This is a genomic window from Nonomuraea sp. bgisy101, from assembly GCF_057708945.1.
The window spans coordinates 86,041-104,918 of record NZ_JBYITD010000006.1 but is presented as its reverse complement, the minus strand read 5'-3'; the positions used below and the strand labels follow the sequence as shown (position 1 = coordinate 104,918).

General features: G+C 69.7%; 18 protein-coding genes and 1 tRNA gene. 2 read left to right on the top strand and 17 right to left on the bottom strand.

Translation table 11 applies throughout. The features are described 5' to 3' along the window. The first annotated feature begins 90 nt into the window (after nt 1-90). Together AC3EO4_RS13280 and AC3EO4_RS13275 are read left to right on the top strand one after the other, a co-directional pair. On the top strand, nt 91-1,338 hold the full coding sequence (locus AC3EO4_RS13280) for an acetyl-CoA C-acetyltransferase (RefSeq protein WP_379583689.1): 1,248 nt from the start codon (nt 91-93) through the stop codon (nt 1,336-1,338). A gap of 129 nt (nt 1,339-1,467) precedes the next feature. Continuing rightward, nucleotides 1,468-2,742, top strand: a complete 1,275-nt coding sequence (locus tag AC3EO4_RS13275) for a hypothetical protein (protein ID WP_431895667.1) — start codon at nt 1,468-1,470, stop codon at nt 2,740-2,742. Here the strand turns inward: AC3EO4_RS13275 and AC3EO4_RS13270 are convergent. The 17 genes from AC3EO4_RS13270 to AC3EO4_RS13190 all read right to left on the bottom strand — a co-directional run bounded on the left by AC3EO4_RS13270 (nt 2,699) and on the right by AC3EO4_RS13190 (nt 18,878). Next, complete coding sequence (locus AC3EO4_RS13270; RefSeq protein WP_431895665.1) at nt 2,699-3,109, bottom strand: PPOX class F420-dependent oxidoreductase; 411 nt, start codon at nt 3,107-3,109, stop codon at nt 2,699-2,701. The two genes, AC3EO4_RS13275 and AC3EO4_RS13270, sit on opposite strands and share 44 nt — an antisense overlap. A gap of 60 nt (nt 3,110-3,169) precedes the next feature. Then, the gene (locus tag AC3EO4_RS13265; protein ID WP_354905975.1) at nt 3,170-3,403 is read right to left on the bottom strand and encodes a DUF4287 domain-containing protein; all 234 of its coding nucleotides are present in this window, start codon (nt 3,401-3,403) and stop codon (nt 3,170-3,172) included. Nucleotides 3,404-3,561: 158 nt separating this feature from the next. Then, nucleotides 3,562-4,353, bottom strand: a complete 792-nt coding sequence (locus AC3EO4_RS13260) for a Bax inhibitor-1/YccA family protein (RefSeq protein ID WP_379583683.1) — start codon at nt 4,351-4,353, stop codon at nt 3,562-3,564. An 822-nt stretch (nt 4,354-5,175) separates the two neighbouring features. Then, nucleotides 5,176-5,248: transfer RNA gene (locus AC3EO4_RS13255), tRNA-Leu, on the bottom strand. Nucleotides 5,249-5,297: 49 nt separating this feature from the next. Next, nucleotides 5,298-5,813: a peptide deformylase gene (locus AC3EO4_RS13250; protein WP_379583681.1), complete on the bottom strand. Its 516-nt coding sequence runs from the start codon at nt 5,811-5,813 to the stop codon at nt 5,298-5,300. Then, nucleotides 5,810-6,322 (bottom strand): glycine cleavage system transcriptional repressor, encoded by a 513-nt coding sequence (locus AC3EO4_RS13245; protein ID WP_379583679.1) that lies wholly within the window; start codon nt 6,320-6,322, stop codon nt 5,810-5,812. The genes AC3EO4_RS13250 and AC3EO4_RS13245 overlap by 4 nt, the downstream gene beginning before the upstream one ends. Nucleotides 6,323-6,370: 48 nt before the next feature. Beyond that, nucleotides 6,371-7,702 (bottom strand): NAD(P)/FAD-dependent oxidoreductase, encoded by a 1,332-nt coding sequence (locus tag AC3EO4_RS13240; protein ID WP_379583678.1) that lies wholly within the window; start codon nt 7,700-7,702, stop codon nt 6,371-6,373. A 100-nt stretch (nt 7,703-7,802) separates the two neighbouring features. After that, the gene (locus tag AC3EO4_RS13235; RefSeq protein WP_431895663.1) at nt 7,803-8,609 is read right to left on the bottom strand and encodes a uracil-DNA glycosylase; all 807 of its coding nucleotides are present in this window, start codon (nt 8,607-8,609) and stop codon (nt 7,803-7,805) included. 116 nt (nt 8,610-8,725) lie between these two features. Next, the gene (locus AC3EO4_RS13230) at nt 8,726-9,640 is read right to left on the bottom strand and encodes a hypothetical protein (RefSeq protein ID WP_431895661.1); all 915 of its coding nucleotides are present in this window, start codon (nt 9,638-9,640) and stop codon (nt 8,726-8,728) included. Next, nucleotides 9,640-9,966 carry a PadR family transcriptional regulator gene (locus AC3EO4_RS13225; RefSeq protein WP_358142190.1) on the bottom strand — a complete coding sequence of 109 codons (327 nt, stop codon included), beginning with the start codon at nt 9,964-9,966 and terminating at the stop codon, nt 9,640-9,642. Before AC3EO4_RS13225 ends, AC3EO4_RS13230 begins: the two co-directional genes overlap by 1 nt. Before the next feature lie 123 nt (nt 9,967-10,089). Beyond that, on the bottom strand, nt 10,090-11,544 hold the full coding sequence (locus AC3EO4_RS13220) for a hypothetical protein (protein WP_431895659.1): 1,455 nt from the start codon (nt 11,542-11,544) through the stop codon (nt 10,090-10,092). 175 nt (nt 11,545-11,719) lie between these two features. Further along, nucleotides 11,720-12,667, bottom strand: coding sequence for a Ppx/GppA phosphatase family protein (locus AC3EO4_RS13215; protein ID WP_431896020.1), 948 nt, complete (start codon nt 12,665-12,667; stop codon nt 11,720-11,722). 2 nt (nt 12,668-12,669) lie between these two features. Beyond that, nucleotides 12,670-13,176, bottom strand: a complete 507-nt coding sequence (locus tag AC3EO4_RS13210; RefSeq protein ID WP_379583671.1) for a DUF501 domain-containing protein — start codon at nt 13,174-13,176, stop codon at nt 12,670-12,672. Beyond that, nucleotides 13,163-13,600, bottom strand: a complete 438-nt coding sequence (locus tag AC3EO4_RS13205) for an FtsB family cell division protein (protein ID WP_431895657.1) — start codon at nt 13,598-13,600, stop codon at nt 13,163-13,165. The genes AC3EO4_RS13210 and AC3EO4_RS13205 overlap by 14 nt, the downstream gene beginning before the upstream one ends. Before the next feature lie 1,056 nt (nt 13,601-14,656). Next, entirely contained in the window at nt 14,657-15,934 is a 1,278-nt protein-coding gene (eno, locus tag AC3EO4_RS13200) for a phosphopyruvate hydratase (protein ID WP_431895655.1), read from the bottom strand. A gap of 51 nt (nt 15,935-15,985) precedes the next feature. Beyond that, the gene (locus AC3EO4_RS13195) at nt 15,986-17,926 is read right to left on the bottom strand and encodes a WD40 repeat domain-containing serine/threonine protein kinase (protein WP_431895653.1); all 1,941 of its coding nucleotides are present in this window, start codon (nt 17,924-17,926) and stop codon (nt 15,986-15,988) included. 34 nt (nt 17,927-17,960) lie between these two features. Beyond that, nucleotides 17,961-18,878, bottom strand: a complete 918-nt coding sequence (locus AC3EO4_RS13190; protein WP_379583663.1) for a nucleoside triphosphate pyrophosphohydrolase — start codon at nt 18,876-18,878, stop codon at nt 17,961-17,963.

Sequence of the window (18,878 nt, the reverse complement as noted above, 5' to 3'; positions counted from 1 at the left end):
ATTCTGTTTTCCGGGCCCCAGATCGTTGTATCCGGGCTACCGAGGGGTAACCTCGCGGTTGGAGTGCTGACACGAACCCAGGAGAGCCCCATGCCCGAGGCAGTCATCGTCGCCACCGCGCGCTCGCCGATCGGCCGAGCCTTCAAGGGGTCGTTGAAGGACATCCGTCCCGACGACCTGACCGTCCAGATGATCCAGGCCGCGCTCGCCAAGGTGCCGCAGCTCGACCCGAAGACGATCGACGACATCATGCTCGGCTGTGGCCTGCCCGGCGGTGAGCAGGGCTTCAACATGGCCCGTGTGGTGTCGGTGATGATGGGCCTGGACAACGTCCCCGGCACCACGATCACCCGCTACTGCTCATCGTCGCTGCAGACCACCCGGATGGCCTTCCACGCCATCAAGGCCGGCGAGGGCGACGTCTTCGTGTCGGCGGGCGTGGAGACCGTCTCCCGCTTCGTGAAGGGCAACTCCGACGCCGCGGCCTGGCCCGAGGACAGCGCGCTGCCCAAGCCGCGCTTCGAGAACCCCGTCTTCGACGGCGCCCGCGCCAGGAGCGTCACCTTCGCGCAGGGCGGCCAGACCTGGCGCGACCCGCGCGAGGACGGCACCGTGCCCGACATCTACATCGCGATGGGCCAGACCGCGGAGAACCTCGCCCAGCTCAAGGGCATCTCCAGGACCGAGCAGGACGAGTTCGGCGTCCGCTCGCAGAACCTCGCCGAGAAGGCGCTCGCCGACGGCTTCTGGCAGAAGGACATCACGCCCGTCACGCTCCCCGACGGCACGGTCGTCAGCAAGGACGACGGCCCGCGCGCCGGCACGACCTACGAGGCCGTCTCGCAGCTCAAGCCGGTCTTCCGCCCTGACGGCACGGTCACGGCCGGCAACTGCTGCCCGCTGAACGACGGCGCGGCAGCGGTGATCGTCATGAGCGACACCAAGGCGGCCGAGCTGGGCATCACGCCGCTGGCCCGCATCGTCTCCACGGGCGTGACCGGCCTCTCGCCCGAGATCATGGGCCTGGGCCCGGTCGAGGCCTCCAAGCAGGCGCTGGCCCGGGCCGGGATGTCGATCTCCGACATCGACCTGGTCGAGATCAACGAGGCGTTCGCCGCCCAGGTGATCCCGTCGTACCAGGACCTCGGCATCGACATCGACCGGCTGAACGTCAACGGCGGCGCGATCGCGGTCGGCCACCCGTTCGGCATGACGGGCGCGCGCATCACCTCCACGCTGATCAACAGCCTCCAGCACCACGACAAGACCATGGGTCTCGAGACCATGTGCGTGGGCGGCGGCCAGGGCATGGCGCTCGTGCTCGAGCGCCTCTCCTGACCGACCCGGTACGGCAGGCCCGGCCACGCGCCACCGAGCGCGTGGCCGGGCTTCCCGCGGCGCCGGTATGGCCGGACGATCTCCCCGGAATCGGCGTGCCGTATTGGAAGCTTCGCCATAATCCGAGCGATGAAGATCGCAAACCGGGCCATGGCCGCGGTGAGCTGCCTGTCCCTTCTCGCGGCCTGCTCGGGCCTCACGGCCTGTTCGGGCGGGGGCGGGGGCGCGGGCGCGCGCGGGAGCACGGCGCCGGCGGCGAGGCCCGATGGCGGCGCGACCCGGCACCAGGCAGGCCCGACGGCGAGCCCCACGCCGAGCGCGGTCCCCGTCTCCAGACGGTGGAGGGACGTCGGGAGGCTCCCGCTCGCCGATTCCTCGGGGCTCATGGACGTGGTGGCGACAGGACCGCGGCAGGCCTGGGCGCTGGGGTTCGAGAACGGCGCGGAGGATGACGGCGGCTACGCCACCGTCGCCCGATGGAACGGCGCGAAATGGTCGAAACTGCCGATCCCCCGGTATCTCGGCTACGACGGCTTCGACGCCACGGGCCCGAACGACCTCTGGATCGCAGGCGGCGACACGGTCGCGCGCTGGGACGGCCGCCGCTGGACGGAGAAGCGGCCGTTCGGGATCTCCGAGGACAAGCGCTTTCACGACGTCGCCTCCGACGGCGACAGGGCGGTGCTGATCGGCTCGGACGGGCCGCGCTCGTTCATCGTCACCAGCGGGCGAGGCGGCTACGAACTCGTGACCGGCGACGGCGAGAGCATGCTCAACGCCGTCACGTCCCGGGCAGGACACACCTGGATCGTCGGTGCGAAGCCCCGCGCGAACTGCGACGGCGTCACCCCGGACATCGTGCACAGCAGGAAGGCCGACGGCTCGGGCTGGGACCACCTACGGGTTCCCGACATCCGCGGGGGCACGCTGACCTCGGTCGTGCAGATCAGCCCCACAGACGTGTGGGCCGTGGGGAAGATCGTCAACAGCCGTCAGGTCGATCCGCTTCCCGACAGGTCATGTCCCGCAGCGGTCTACGACGCGCCTGAGGGGGCCGAGTCCCGCGCCACTCCTCTGGCCCTGCACTGGGACGGACGCTCGTGGAAGCGCGAGGAACTGCCGCTCTTGACCGCCGAACCGACCGGCGTCACCGCCTTCGGCCCCGACGACGTGTGGGTCGCGGCAGCCGACCCCGACCGCCCGGCCGACCCGCTGTTCCTGCACTTCGACGGCAGGACGTGGACCGCGGAGCGCGGTGCGGGCGGCAGGATCGAGGCTGTCGCGGCGATCCCCGGCACGAAGGACCTGTGGGCGGTGGGCTGGCCGGGCGACTACGAGGACCACGGCTCGGCGGTCGTCCTCAGGCGTGATGGTCGGGCCCGGCCCGGTCGAGCGCGATCCTGAGCACGACGCGCCGCTCGCGCTCCATGGCCGCGCGGTAGTCCGCCCAGTCGGGATGCTCCCCTGAGATCGCCCGGTAGTAGGCGATCAGGTGGTCCATGGCCTCGGGCAGCGAGACGACCTCGGCCGTGCCCTCGACCTGGATCCACTCGCCGAAGAAGCCGTCGGTGAACGCGCAGACCGCGACCCGCGGGTCCCTGCGCACGTTGCGCGTCTTGGCCGCGCCCTCGCGGGTGCTGACGACCGCGTAGCCGTCCTCGTCGACGCCGACCAGCACCGGCGACATCTGGGGCCGCCCGTCGGCGTGGTGGGTGAGCAGGACGGCGTGATGGTTGCGCGCCAGGTATGCGCGCGCCTTGTCGAGATCCATTCCTCAATGATGCGCGCCCGAGCCGTATCCACGGCACGGGCGCGACGGTCCTTGAGGGGTTTAGATGAACCCCATCCTGTTACGGCGGTGCCGCTCGTGCTCCAGGACGATGGCGGCGGCGTAGCCGTGAGTGAGTCCGTGCTCCTCGGCGAGCCAGTGGGCCCGTTCGTCGCATCTGAGGAACGATGGACCGTTGTCTATGGCTTGGAACCACTCTGGGAGTTCGCGTCCCGTAATGGCAGGGACCCTTGCGATCAGCTTTGTCTGCATCTCCGGTGAGTGGTTCAAGGACATGGGCACCTCCACGGATTAAGGTCCTTTGCTTGACACTGCAACACCTCACCCCGAATGGCAACCCCTGGGCGGCCAGCGTTTTGTCACGCCGGGTAGATCACTGGTGGCGCAAAGAAAAGACCCCGCTGGTGGACCAGCGGGGTCTTTCGGGTTAGCGATCAGTCATCGCCCGAGAAATAGCTGATGAAGCGCAGCACCTCGAGGTAGATCCAGACCAGGCTCAGCGTGAGCCCGAACGCGCACTGCCACGCGAACTTCTCCGGAGCACCCGCCTTCACCCCGCGCTCGATCTCGTCGAAGTCGAGCAGCAGGAAGAACGTGCCGAGCAGGATCATCGCGGCGCTGAAGATCCAGCCGAGGGGGCTGTCGGTCCGCAGGCCGAGGCCTCCGTCGACGAAGAAGCCCGCGATGAGGTTGACCAGGACCAGCGCCAGCGCGCCGATCGCGGCGGCCACCACGAACTTGGTGAACTTCGGCGTGACCCTGACGATCCGCAGCGAGTAGACGGTCAGCACGGCCGCGAAGGCCAGCGCGGTGCCGATCACCGCCTGAAGCACGATGCCGTTGAAGAACGACTCGTACATGCGGCTCAACGCGCCCACGAAGACGCCGTAGAACAGGGCGTAGCCGAGGATGAGCGGCGGACTGGTGCTCTGCTTGAACGACGCGATCAGGCCGAGGACGACGCCGATGAGGGCCGAGACGACCGCGACGCCCATGCCCACCTCGAAGTACCACGAGGCGGCGCCGGCGACGACGAGCGTGCCGAGGGTCATGAACCCGCGGACCACGACGTCGTCGATGGTCATCGTCCTGGTGGCCGGCGCGGTGGGTGGTGCGTAGGCCGGGTTGTCGTACATCCCCTGCAGGTGCTCGGGGCTGGGGGTCCACCCTTGCTGCTGCTGGTGGGTGTATGGCGACCGGCTGAATACTGGGTTCTTACTCTCCATCGCTGCCTCCACGCTGCGACCAATGTGATCAGGGTATGGGACCGGCAGTCACACGGGCCGAGTCACGCCGGGATCTATGTACATTCGAGACTTCCGCAGAGATGCCAACGAACGAGATCCCCTGTCGGTTCCCGAGGTCGTTCACCGAGCTCGCGGCCCTGCACGGGCCGGCGGTCAGGGACCCGGTGATCCTTCACGACTCCCCCGACCTCCGGATCCGCCCGCGCCCTCATCCGGTCGCGGCCAGGGTGTGGGCAGGCCGAGGCCAGGCGAGGCGATGGCGCGCGAGGTTTCGTCGCCTCCTTCCTCGCCGGACGGGGCGCGGCGGCCGTGGTGCCGCCCACCGACGTCTACGGGGAGACCGCCACGGCCTGAGCGAGTGGCTGGGCGAGCATCCCGCGTGACCGCGACGCCGACCCTGACCGGTTCGGACCCGGGCACCGGTGTTCGAGTGATCGAGGTCGAGCCGCGGGGCGCTCCACCGAGCACGAAAGAAGTCCGAAATTACCTAATTGCCCGATTTGTCCTTTTCGAAGGAGTGGAGAGTGTTTCACTTCACGTTCCCGGCCCGTCACCTTGGCCAAGCGCGGCGCCATGGCACGGACGTTCACGCCGCTTTAACTGGGTCAGAAAACCGTTTTCGGGACGCCCGGATAAAGGCGCGGGAGCAACCAGAACAAAGACCTGTTGTCAAGCGCTTTGCCCGACTCCCCAGGGGCTGCCGCACCCCGCGAACACGCAGCGTGGCAACCCCCTGACTGCAGGTCCGGACGTCAAGGAGAAACGCCAGGTCAGAGCCATAAAATAGATATAAATAAGCGGTGCCCCCGGCGGGATTCGAACCCGCACGTCAACCCTTTTAAGGGGTTTGCCTCTGCCATTGGGCCACGGGGGCGCCGCAATCATACGAAACGGACCATGCTCACGAGGAGCACAACTTTGTATCAGGCGTAACAAGAGTGAGATCTGTGGTGAAGTGCTCGCGCTCCGGACACTCTGTCCAGGAAGAGCACACCGTCCAGATGATCCAGTTGATGCTGGATGCATCGGGCTTCGAAGGCATCGGCCTCGATCGTGATGGATTCGCCCGTCCTGGGCAGCTCGCCGTACACGGTGATCCTGGTGGCCCTGGGCACCTCGCCCAGGAGGCCGGGCACCGAGAAGCAGCCCTCCCTGCCCTGACGCCAGTCGGAGGCCTCCGCCAGGCGTGGATTGACCAGCGTCAGCGCGCCCGCGCTCGACCTGCTTCTCGGGTGCAGGCTCGCGTTCACGGCGATGAGCCGCCAGCTCAGCCCGATCTGGGGCGCGGACAGCCCCGAGGGCTTGCCGATCTCGCGCAGGGTCGTCAACAGGTCGGCGGCGGCCGAGACGACGAAGGGGTCGGTCGGGTCCACGACCTCGGCGGCCGTGGACAGCACGGGATGGGGGGCGCGGAGGACCGCCCGCGGGACTCCGCTCACAGCAGGTCCGGTTCACCGGGACGGAAGGTGATCTCCGAGCCGAGGTCGGCGCCGACGGCGGCGAGCTCGCGCATGAGATCGGCCACGTCGACCGAGGCCGGCAGGTCGACGTCGGCGATGAGCACGTACAGGCGGCCGCTCAGCCTGGTGCTCATCCCGGTGATGTTGCCGCCGACCGAGGCCAGCACACCGGCGACGGCGGAGATGATGCCCGGCTTGTCCGGGCCGTGCAGGGTGAGCACGTAGCCGAGCCCGGTGCCGGGACAGCTGAAGTGGCGGCGCGCGTCGACGGCCGCCGCGCTGACCACGACGTCGGGGACGCACACCTTCTCACGCAGCTGCTCGGCCGACAGCTCGCCCGCGACGAGAAGCATCATCGCGACGTGCCCGCCGAGCAGCGTCATGGTCGAGTCCTGGATGTTGACGCCGCAGTCGGCGAGCGAACCTGTCACCTCGGCTATCACGCCAGGCCGGTCGACGCCGAGCACGGTCACCGCAGAGAGCCCCACCCCTGGATCTCCCCCTTCTCATCGTGCGGGAAGGAGGGTTCCGAAGCGCTAGCGACGGCGATTGCTCGCGACCGCCGCCCTGAACCCGTCGCGCGGGTGTTCCATCTCGCCGAGAGACACGGTCTCCCGCTTGAAGAACAGCGCCAGGGTCCAGTCCGCGACGACGCGGACCTTGCGGTTCAGCGTCGGCACCCGGGACAGATGGTAGGTGCGGTGCATGAACCATGCAGCCAATCCGCGAAGCTTGATGCCGTAGACGTTCGCCACGCCCTGGTGGAGCCCCAGCCCGGCGACCGATCCGACATACTTGTGGCGGTATTCGACCAGCTGCTGTCCTCGGAGCGAGCGGACGATGTTGTCGGCCAGCACCTTGGCCTGCCGTACGGCGTGCTGGGCGTTGGGCGCGCAGTACTGACCCGGGTTGGTGACGTCGGGCACGCCCGCGGCGTCACCGGCGGCGAAGGCGTCCTTCGTTCCCGCGACGGTCAGCTTGGTGGTGGTCTTGATCCGGCCGCGCTCGTCGATCGGCAGGTCGCCCTCGGTCACGACAGGGCTGGGCTTGACGCCCGCGGTCCAGACGAGGGTCTCGGCGTCGAACTCGGTGCCGTCCGACAGCACCACGTGGCCGCCGGTGGCCGATTCCAGGCGCGTCTCCAGCTTCACCTCGATGCCGCGCTCGCGCAGCTGCTCCAGCGTCCACTTGCCCATCTCGGGGCCGACCTCGGGCAGCACCCTGTTGGTCGCCTCGACGAGCACCCAGCGCACGTCCGCCGGGGTGATGTTGCGGTAGTAGCGCGTGGAGTCCTTGGCCATGTCCTCGAGCTCGGCCAGCGCCTCGACGCCCGCGAACCCGGCGCCGACGACCACGAAGGTGAGCGCCCGCCTGCGGACCTCGGCGTCCTCGGTCGACTCGGCCACGTCGAGCTGGTGCAGGACCCTGTTGCGCAGGGCGATGGCCTCGCCGACGGTCTTGAATCCGATGCCGATGTCGGTGAGCCCCGGGATGGGGAGGGTCCTCGAGATCGAACCCGCGGCCATCACCAGCATGTCGTAGGGGATGTCCCTCGGCTCGCCCTCGGCGGGCGCGAAGGTGACCAGCTTGCCGGCGTGGTTGACCTTGGTGACCACGCCGTTGAGGATCTCGACCTTCGGCAGCACGCGTCGCAGCGGGGCCACGACGTGCCGCGGCGACAGGTTGCCCGCGGCGGCCTCCGGCAGGAAGGGCTGGTAGGTCATGTAGGAGTTGGGGTCGACGACGGTGATGTGCACGCTGCCGTCGCGCAGCTCCTTACCGAGCTTGCGCTGCAGCCGCAGGGCGGTGTACATGCCGACGTATCCTCCGCCGACGATCACGATGTGCTTGTTCACCTGAGGTCCCATCCTCGAGCACGCTTGTGAAATCTTTCACAAGCATATCTGTGCAACCTCGCTGGAGGCCATGGCATTCCCAGTGAGTCTCCCCACACTTCGAGAGGGAAATCTAGGCTTGCGTTTTCCCCGCTCTTGCGGATGCCCTGGCGAAGATGCCGTCGAGCATGGCCGCGGTGACCCTGCCGGTGAAGGTGTTCTGCTGGCTGGGGTGGTAGCAGCCGAGCAGCGTCACCTCGGCGCCGCCGTACGACAGGGGGACCTCGACGCCGTGGCCGAACGGCGGCCTGGTGCGCGGCACGCTGTACCCGGTCTCCTTCAGTGCGGGCCAGACGGCCTGCCACGCGTAGCCGCCGAGCGCCACCACCACGCGCACGCTGTCGGCGGTCAGCGCCAGCTCGCGCTGGAGCCACGGGTAGCAGGCGGCCCTCTCCTCGGGCAGCGGCTTGTTGGCCGGCGGCGCGCAGCGCACGGCCGCCACCATGCGCGTGTCGATGAGCCGCTGCCCGTCGCCCGCCCTCACGCTGGTCTCCTGTACGGCCAGCCCCGTGCGGTACAGCGAGGCGAACAGCCAGTCCCCGCTACGGTCGCCGGTGAAGATGCGCCCCGTCCTGTTGCCGCCGTGCGCGGCGGGCGCGAGCCCCACGAGCAGGATGCGCGGCTTCTCCTCGCCCCAGCCCGCGACGGGCCGCCCCCAGTAGGTCTCCTCGGCGAAGGCCCGCCGCCTGACGTCCGCGACCTCCTCCCGCCACTCCACAAGCCGGGGACAGGCCCTGCAGACCGACACCCTGGCCGTCAGCTCGGCGAGGGTACGGCCGGCGGCCGCCAGCTCCCGCACCTCCTCCGGCGAGTGCGCCACGGGGGTGTCAGGAGCCGCGGGATCATCAGGCCAGCCGGCGCCGGGAGGTACGAAGCTCATGGCACCGATAGTGCCCGATCAGCGATAGCGCACGGTCGCGGGGCCGTCGGTGACGCGGATGCCGGTGACGAGTCTCCAGCGGACAACGGGGCCGTCCGGCGGGCCTGAGCAGCCGGTTACTCCGATTCCTTCGTGGGAGAGGGACTCGGCACGAGGGACGCCATGGGCACGGCCGAGGGGGAAGGCGCGGCACAGGCCGTAGGAGACCTGGTGGGTGTGGGCGCCTGCATGGTGCCGTTCTCGTCCATGCCCCCGTTGTCCTCGACCAGAGGCAGCGGGTAGCGGTTGAGCACGGGCTCGCCACAGGCGCGGTCCACGATGTAGCCGGAGTCGGCGAAGTTCGTGGTGACCGGCCTGCCGTCCTGGTCGTAGAGGTAGACGTCGCTCAGCGGAGTCCCGTCCTTGGAGTACGGCCTGATGTTGACGACGTCGCCGAACGAGGAGACGGTGTTCATCATCACCGGCTCCTCGTAGGCGATCGGCGGCTCGTCGCTCCTCGACCTCAACGCCTCCGCGGCGGCGAAACCGACGAGCAGGGCGAGCACGCCGAGGCCGGAGGCGAGCGCCGAGGCGATCGTCATCCATCGGCCCCTGTTCGCCCTGCCGAGCGCGTACGACAACCAGATGGCGAAAGCGACCAGGGCGAATTCGCCCAACGCGTTGGGCACCAGCTGCGGCCTGTCCACTACCGAGATCAGCAGCATGGCCAGGACGTAGCCGCGCAGTACCCACCACCCTGGCCGCAGCTCGGGAAACAGGCCCGTCAGGCGGGCCATAACCGGATGTCCAGCCAGAGAGGCTCCCGTCGCCCTCAGGTTGAACCTCCTGCGCCGCTCGCCCGTCCGGCCACCGTAGGCGGCGGCCAGCTCGGCCGCGTACGCCTCGGGCGGCCCCAGGCGCACCTCCAGCGGAACCTCCGATTCCGACGCCACCTCCGCCAGATGGTCGTCGAGATCCTCCAGCAGCTCCTCGCTGTTGGGGTGGCCGGCGAGAGCCTCTCGTACGGCCTGCGCGTACTGTTCGGGTGTCATCAGTGGTGCCTCTCCTTGAGCAGGTCGGCCATGGTGGCGGCGAAGGAGGTCCAGGTCGTGGCCGAGGCGGCGAGCTGGGCCCTGCCGACGTCGTTCAGGCCGTAGTACTTGCGATGCGGCCCCTCGTCGGAGGCCACCACGTACGAGGTCAGCGCGCCCGATTTGAACAGGCGGCGCAGCGTGCCGTAGACGGACGCGTCGCCCACGTCCTCCAGCCCTGCTTCTCTCAGCCGCCTGACGACGTCGTAGCCATAGCTGTCGCGTTCGTCGAGGACCGCCAAGACGGCGAGGTCGAGCACGCCCTTGAGGAGCTGGCTGCTATCCACGCGATGCACACTACTGTGCAATGCGCAGTAGTGGCAACAGAAAAACCGGGCGGCGCCGGCGAAGGCACCGCCCGGTCTCAGTTCAACCGATCAGGCACCCGCAGGGGCCTTCTCGTCCTTCTTCTAGCTGGCAGCCGGAGCCGGGCAGGTGGCGTTGTAAACCGCGGAAGCGGACCCACCGTTCGGGCTGTCGATCACGAGCTCGATGGAGCCAGAGGTGACGGAGGCGCCGTGCGTGCCACCGATACCCCAGGTGACGTCGAGGCTACCGTTCACCTGACGCTCGAGCTGCGGACCGTCCTGCTTGCCGTTGACCACCCAGTGGTACTTCACCGTGGTCGGACCGGTGCTGTTGAGGGTCGCCTTGAAGTCCACACCGGGACCCCGCTTGTCGGCGCACATCTCGTTGCGCTGACCGACGACCGACAGACCGGACACGGTCACCTTCGGCTCGGGCTTCTGGCAAGCCGCGTACGACTGGGAAGCCGAGTCGCGGTTGTTCGGGCCCGAGATGGAGATCGACACGGTGCCGCCCTTGGTGGCCTCACCGCTCAGCGCCTGCTCCGACAGCGAGACCGACTTGCTGCCGGCGTCACCGAAGTAGGTGTCACCGGTCGCGACGGCCTTGCCGTTCACCGACCACACGTACTCGACGCGGCCGCGGCCGGTCGAGGAGATGGTGGCGTTGGCGCCGACGGCGCAGGTGTTGTGGTTGGTGCCGGTGGTGGGAGTGGACACCGAGACCTTGGTCTCGTGGTGGCCGCCGTCACCCTTGCACCAGACCTTGTAGCCGACGCGGTTGGACTCGGTCGCGCCACGGCCGAGGGTCTCGAGGACCGCCCAGCCACGGTGGCTGGAACGCGGGGAGAAGCCGAAGCCGACCTTCCGCGAGTTCCAGACCTTGACCTTGCCCCCGTCGACGACGTCACCGTTGAGGATCCAGCGGTAGTGCACCCAACGCGGGCTGTCCACGCTGATCACACCGGTGAAGTCGATCTTGTCGCCGGGAGTACACGGACCGACGTACGTGCTCGGGGACGCCCACGCGCGGGCGGTCACGTCGTCGTAGTCGGCCTCGTGCAGGCCATCGCCGTCGTTGTTGTCACCACACGTGACCGAGAAGTAGACCTTCTTCGACTTCACGTGCTTCGGGCCGAGGACCTCGACGGCCTCCCAACCCTTGACGTTGTCCGTGAACTTGATGGCCTGGGACACGTTGATCGTCTTGACCCCGTTGCCCGCGACCTTCTTGGTCTGGACCTTGCCCTTGGACCCATTGCCATGCAGCCAACGCCACGCGACCGTGGTCTTGCCCTTGAGCTTGACCTTGATCTGCGAGGAGAACTTGACGGTCACCGGGCACGAGCCCTCGTAGTCGCGGACGGACGCCTTGGGCGTCGCGACCGAAACCGCGAGGGGCTTGGCCTTGGTGGCGGAGGCGGCAGTGGAGAGCGTGCCCGCCTTGGCCGTGGTCGCCGCCTGTGCGGGGGCGGCGGCCAACCCCGCGACCATGGCGGCCAGCATCGCAGTCGTGGCGCCGAAGGCGGCCACTCTGCGAGCCAGTCCTGAGGACTTCATCTGAGAGTGCTCCATTCCGTGAGGGAAAAGGTGCGCTCGGGAACGGTCGCCACGCCGGCACACCCCGTGCCGAACCATATGGCAAAGCCCCCGTAAAGCTCCTTTACCTAATCACAGAACAGAATGCACTCTCAACACGCCCCAAAGGGCGAGAATGTCCGAAATCCCGGAAATTTCAGGCGATGGACCAGGCGATTCCGTCCAGAATGTCGTGTTCGCTGACAACGACCTGCGAAAACGCGAAACGGCGCACGATGCGGTCCAGAATCAGGGCACCCGTCCCAATCACGTCCACTCGCCCCGGGTGCATGACGGGAATCGCGGCTCGCTCACCATGCGTCATGGCGAGCAGTCGGCGCGTCACTTCATGAACCTGTTCGGCGTGGAGAATGGTGTGATGAATCCGCTCCGGATCGTAAGCGGGTAGGTCGAGCGCGATCCCCGCGACCGTCGTGACGGAGCCCGCGAGGCCGACGAGCGTGCGCGCCTGCCGTACGGGAACCTCCGACTCGACCCTGTCGAGCGCGGCCTCGATGTCGGCGACCACCCGCTCGAGCGCCTCCGCCGAGGGCGGGTCGCCCGCGTCACGAAGGTGCCGCTCGGTCAGCCGTACACACCCGATGTCGACCGACAGCGCCCCCAGCACATGATCGGAGCCGACGACGAACTCCGTGGAGCCGCCCCCGATGTCCACCACCAGGTACGGCGGCAGCGGACCGTCCGGTACCCCCGTCTCGGGAGACAGGTGGAGCAGCCCCTTCGTCGCCCCGGTGAAGGACAGCTCGGCCTCCTCGTCGCCCGAGACCACCTCCGGCTCCACGCCGAAGATCTCGCGCACCCCGCCGACGAACACCTGGCGGTTCTCGGCGTCCCGCGTCGCGCTCGTCGCCACGACCCTGGTGGCGGTCGCGCCGTGCTGCTCGATCAGCTTGCGATACTCGCGCATCACCGTGAACGTGCGCTCCAGCGCCTCGGGCGCCAGCCGTCCCGTCTTGTCGACGCCCTGACCGAGCCTGACGATCTCCATACGCCGCTCGATCTCGGTGAGCTCACCGCACGACACGTCGGCGATCAACAGGCGGACGGAGTTGGTGCCGCAGTCGACGGCCGCCACGCGCTTCACTGTCACTGCTCGTCCTCCGCCCGCACACAGGGGCCGTCGGCCCACCACTCCGGCAACCGCTCCAACGCCTCCGCCCCGAACGGGTTGCCCCCCTGCACCGCCAGCTCGTGCGCGACCAGCGCGTGCAGGCACTTCACCCGGTACGGCATGCCGCCCGTGCTCTGCATGTCACGCGGCAGCGGCTCCATGCCCTCCTCCGCCGCGGCCTTGTCGCGCCTGGCGATGTAGTCATCATGCGCTGCCCGGTAGGCGGCGGCCAGTTCGGCGTCGTCGGCCAGCCTTGCCTGCATCTCCTTCATCAGCCCCGAACCTTCGAGAGTGCCGATCGCGGAGGCGGCCTTGGGGCAGGTCAGGTAGTAGAGCGTGGGAAACGGGGTGCCGTCGGGCAGCCGCGGCGCCGTCTCGACCACGTCGGGGTTGCCGCAGGGGCAGCGGTGCGCGACCTTGCGCAGGCCTCGCGGCGGACGGCCGAGCTGCCGCTCGACCGCCTCGATGTCATGGCTTTCCATCGTCCTTCTTCTCCTCGGCCGTGGCTCCCGCAGAGGCCTTGACGCCCTTGCCCGTGTCGGCCGCCTCGACCGACTCCCACAGCGTCTGGTACCAGGGCGGCGTGATCGCGGCCTGTTGCCGCGCGCCCGCCTGGGTCTGCTTCGGTTTGCTGTCGGCGACCATGTAGCACTTCTCGCCCGCGCCGCAGTAGTGGAGCCTGCGCCTGGCTTCGCGCTTGATGTAGTTGGGGTCCTCCAGCTGCCGCCGGCGCTCGGCCAGCACGCGCTGTTCCTCCTGCTCCTTGGCCTTCTCGGCCTCCAGCTCGGCGATCGCACGGCGCTGGGCGACGTATTCGCGCACGGGGTAGGCCAGGCTCATGGCGATCGCGCACACCACCACCGCGAGGATCGCGGCCCGTCCCGTCAACTGCGGTCGTTTCGCCACCTGTGCTCCCTCCGCCTCACTCCGCCGCTTCCCCTACCCCCGGCCGTGGCCGCCTCCCCTGCGGGGGCCTCGCACCCAAGGTGGCCGCGCCACCGCGAGCCGTCAGGCGGCGCCATCCCGTCCCGGGCCGGCCAGGCCGTCTTGGCCCAGGCTGGTCGTCCCATCCCGAGCTGGTCGTCCCACCCCGAGCTGGTCATCCCACCCCGAGCTGGTCATCCCACCCCGAGCTAGTCATCCCACCCTGAGCTGATCGTCCCATCCCACACCGGTCATCCCATCCCGCGCTGGTCGTCCCGCCGGGGTCGCAGGCGTTCGGCTCGCCCGCTGACCGATGACTCGACCGGCGACCTCCCGCCTCCGGAACCGACCTCCTGCCCTCCAGAACCGGCCGCCCGACGCTCGACCGACCGATGGCCGCCCAACGCCCGACCGGCTGACGGTCGCCTCGCGTCCGTCCGACTGACGGTCTGCCGATGGTTGTCGGACGTCGGCCACTCGGCGCCACCAGTCGACCACTCGACTCACGCCGACCGCCGGTCATCCGATGGCCGCCGGTCACCCGATGGCCGCCGGTCACCCGATGGCCGCCGTCATCCGATGGCCGCCGGTCGACCATCCGGCTCACGACCGCCGTCGGACGTCCAGACCGCGGGTGACCCGGCCGATCCGGGTGACCGACCAACCCCCGCCCCGTCCAGACGACCGCACACCCAACCCGGCCAGACCGGTTCACGCGGCCGGCCAGGCCGACCGGCCCGTCAAGGCCGGCCAGGCCGATCAGTCCGTCAAGGCCGGTCAGGCCGATCAGCCCGTCAAGGCCTGTCGGGGCGACCGGCCAGGCCGGGGTCGGTCTGCCTACGACCGGAGACGACCACGAGGGCGAGCGACCCGAGAGTCGTCCGCCTCGGCGGTCGTTCCGCTCACCAGCCGGCCGTCCCGCCCGAAGGGGTGCCCAGGGCGGCACGGACGCCCGGTGCGCGGGAAGCCTGTCCGAGCGAGCCCGGCGCGGCGGTCTCGGGGAGGTGCCCGAGACCGGACGCCGGGCCGTACTTGAAACTAGCGCCGGAAGCGCGGGAAAGCCCCGCGACCCGCGTAACGCGCGGCGTCGTCGAGGATTTCCTCGATGCGGAGCAGCTGGTTGTACTTGGCCACCCGGTCGGAGCGTGCGGGCGCGCCCGTCTTGATCTGGCCGCAGTTGGTCGCCACGGCCAGGTCGGCGATCGTGGTGTCCTCGGTCTCACCCGAACGGTGGCTCATCATGCAGCGGTAGCCGTTGCGGTGGGCCAGGTCGACCGCGTCGAGCGTCTCGGTCAGCGTGCCGATCTGGTTGACCTTGACCAGCAGCGCGTTCGCGGTGCCCTCGGCGATGCCGCGGGCCAGCCGCTCGGGGTTGGTCACGAACAGGTCGTCGCCGACCAGCTGAACCTTGTCGCCGAGCGCCTTGGTGATCTTGTTCCAGCCTTCCCAGTCGCTCTCGTCGAGCGGGTCCTCGATGGAGACCAGCGGGTAGGAGTCGACCAGGTCGGCGTAGAAGGCGATCAGCTCGTCGGCCGACAGCCCCTTGCCGTCGATGGTGTAGACGCCGTCCTTGTGGAACTCGGAGGCGGCCACGTCGAGGGCGAGCGCCACGTCCTCGCCGGGCGTGTAGCCCGCGCGCTCGATGGCGACCAGGATCAGGTCGAGAGCGTCGCGGTTGGAGGGCAGGTTGGGGGCGAAGCCGCCCTCGTCGCCCAGCCCCGTGGCGTAGCCCTTCTCCTTCAGCACGCCCTTGAGCGCGTGGTAGACCTCGGTGCCCATGCGGACGGCCTCGCGGAACGTCTCGGCACCGATCGGCGCGATCATGAACTCCTGGATGTCCACGTTGGTGTCGGCGTGGGCGCCGCCGTTGAGGATGTTCATCATCGGGACGGGCAGCACGTGCGCGTTGGGGCCGCCGACGTAGCGGAACAGCGACAGGTCGGCGCTGTCGGCCGCGGCCTTGGCCACGGCCAGCGACACGCCGAGGATGGCGTTGGCGCCGAGCTTGGCCTTGTTGGGCGTGGCGTCCAGGTCGATCATGATCTGGTCGATGATGCGCTGCTCGTCGGCGTCGATGCCGAGGATCTCGTCGGCGATCTCGTCGGTGATGCCGAGCACGGCCTTCTCGACGCCCTTGCCGCCGTAGCGCTCGTCGCCGTCGCGGAGCTCCACGGCCTCGAACGCGCCGGTGGACGCGCCGCTGGGGACCGCTGCGCGGCCTGTGCTGTTGTCGTCGAGGAGAACCTCGACCTCGACCGTCGGGTTGCCCCGGGAGTCGAGGATCTCGCGGGCGGAAACGGCCTCGATGGAAGCCACGTCAGGCGCTCCTAGAGTCGAAGGGCGGTTTGCCATGAAAGCCTATCGACCCTAGCCAGCTGGCACGTCATCGAGGCTCCACATCACCAGGCCCTTGCCGTCGACGCTCGCGACCGCGTACGGCCGGCCGCCGGCGTCCCCGGTGGCGAGGACGCCGACCTGGCCCGAGTCGGTCACGGTGGCGAAGGGCTCGCAGGTCCGCAGGTTCCACGCGCGAACGCCCTCGCCCGCCCCGATCAGCAGGTTCCTGCTGCTCGCCAGCCGGGACGGGGGCGAGCCGACCGCGCAGATCCGCCTGCCGCTGTCGAAGTCGACGACGTCCAGCCCCGCTCGCCCCTGTACGGCCAGCATCCGCTGGTCGACGGCGTGCACGGCGGTGCCGCCCGCCCAGGTGATCGTCTCGGGCCGCTGCTTGGCCCACGGCTTCCACCTCTGGACCCGGCCGTCGAGGCCGACGGCGAACACGGTCTCGCCGTCCCCCGCCGACGACACACTCGTGACCCCACGGGCGAGGAAGGACCACAGGCCCGACGGCTTGCCCGTCGCCAGGTCCCACCCCTGGATCCGGCCCTCCTCGCAGCCGGCGACCACCGCGTCGCCATCCGGCCGCTGGACGACCGCCATGTGGGGCTGCTTCTTGCAGACAACCGTCGATCTCACGGGCGCGGATCCGCCTGGGTGCCACCAGTGCGCCCGGCCGTCGGGGGTGGCCCATACCAGCGCAGTCTGATCGCCCACGGACGCGAAGGCCAGCGAGCCGACGTCGATGACGCGTTGCGGCATGCGGGCCAGCAGCTTGCCCTTGACCGGGTCCCACACGCCCAGCCTGCTGGTCTTCACCTCGGCGGCGGCCACGACAGCCGATCCGTTGAGCTCTCCGACGGCCAGCGCGCTCACCTCGCCCGTGCCGAAGGGGCCGCCCAGGGGTCTGCCGAATGCCGACGCGGGCGACGCGCTGGTGACGGCCTTGCCGACAGCCGATCCGCCACCCGATCGGCCTGTGGGCGTCTGGTCGCCCTGCCACGCGAGCCCGAGGGCCAGTCCCCCGGCCAGCGCCACGCCCACGCCCGCCACCACGATCGGGCGGCGCCGCCTGGCGGGTGCCGTGTGCCGAGCCCTGTGCGACGGCCCGCGAGGGGCGCGGCGGGCGGCGGCCGCGGCCTTGGCGTGGAAGGCGTCGTCGGCGGTGGAGCCGTCCAGGAGGGACTGCAGCACGTCGTCGGCCGAAGGGCGGGTGGATGGTTCCTTGTCCAGGCACGCGGCCAGCAGCGAGCGCAGCGGCTCCCCGATCTCGCGCAGGTCGGGCTGCGCGGTGAGGATGCGGTGCATCACCGCGGGGATCGACTCGCCGGCGAACAGCGCCCTGCCGGTGGCGGCGAAGGCCATCGTGGTCGCCCACGCGAACATGTCGGAGGCGGGGCTGGCGGGCTGTCCCGCGATCTGCTCGGGCGACATGTAGCCGGGGGTGCCGACCACGCTGGAGGCCGTGGTCCCCGCGTCCATGGCCTTGGCGATACCGAAGTCGATCACTCTGGGCCCGTCGGGGCCGATGAGCACGTTGCTCGGCTTGAAGTCGCGGTGCACGATGCCCGCCCTGTGGATGGCGGCCAGCGCGGCCGCCGTGCCGACGGCCAGCCGCTCCACCGCGCCGTCGGCGCGCGGGCCCTCCCTGGCGACCAGCTCCTGCAGCGATGGGCCCTCGACGTACTCGCTGACGATGTACGGCCTGCCCTCCACCAGGCCCGTCTCGATCACCTTCGCCGTCGAGAACGCGGCCACCCGCGCGGCGGTCGCGCCCTCCTGCAGGAACCGCCGCTTGGCGTGCTGGTCACCGAGCAGCCTCGCGTGCAGGATCTTCACCGCCACCCTGCGGCCGTCGGGTCCCTCCCCCAGGAACACCGAACCCTGACCGCCGTCGCCGATCCCGCCGAGCAGGCGATAGCCGCCCACCTCTGGCGGCTCACCGGCCTGCAATCGCCTCAATTCCCCCATGCCGGACGATCCTGGCATCAGGGGAAGCCGTCCGCTACCGGGACTCCCAGGCTTCCACCCGATCGCGGTAGGTCCTGGCCGCGGCCCGCAGCTCGGCCTCCGGGTCGAGTCCCGCCTGCTGTGCCCGCCGTACCAGGTCGAACAGCTCCCTGGCCACGCCCTGCCCGACGGCATGGGACAGGCCCTCCGGCGCGCCCGCGCCCTCGGCCCTGCGGATCAGCTGCGCGGCGAGCGACAGGGCGGGCTGGCCCATCGGCACCCCGTCGAAGAGATCCTTGCCCTCCCGTTCGGTGGCCTTGATGGCCTCCCAGTTCGCGTTGACCTCGTCGGCGCTCTCGACGATCACGCTGCCGAACACGTGCGGGTGGCGTCGCACCAGCTTGGTGACGATCGCGTCGGCCACGTCGTCGATGTCGAAGCCCTCGGCCACCCTCGAGTGGAAGGCGACCTGCAGCAGCACGTCGCCGAGCTCCTCGCGCAGCGCGGAGTAGTCGCCCCGCTCGACGGACTCCTGGACCTCGTAGGCCTCCTCGATCAGGTAGGGCACGAGGGAGGAGTGGGTCTGCTTGCGGTCCCACGGGCACTCGGTGCGCAGCCTGTCCATCACCGCGACCAGGTCGAGGACGCGGGCGCCCGGCAGGTCGTAGGAGCCGGGCACGACCTCGATCACCGGCGGCTCGTCGAGCGCGAGAGCCGCGTGGCCGACGGCGCGCATGAAGTGCTCGTCCTCGGTGGCCAGCCAGACCACCGTGCCGTCGACGGCCTGCCGTACGAGGGCCGCGTGGTCGGGGACCACCACCTCCACCTCGACGCCCGCCTCCGCCAGGAACGGCAGCTGCGGGTGGTCCTCGGAGGCGGTCAGCACCCGCCCCGACGCCAGCGCCCGCCACGCCTGGTGGCTGAGCACTCCTGGCGCGACGCGCGGCGAGGTGGTGACGATGACGAGCGGCAT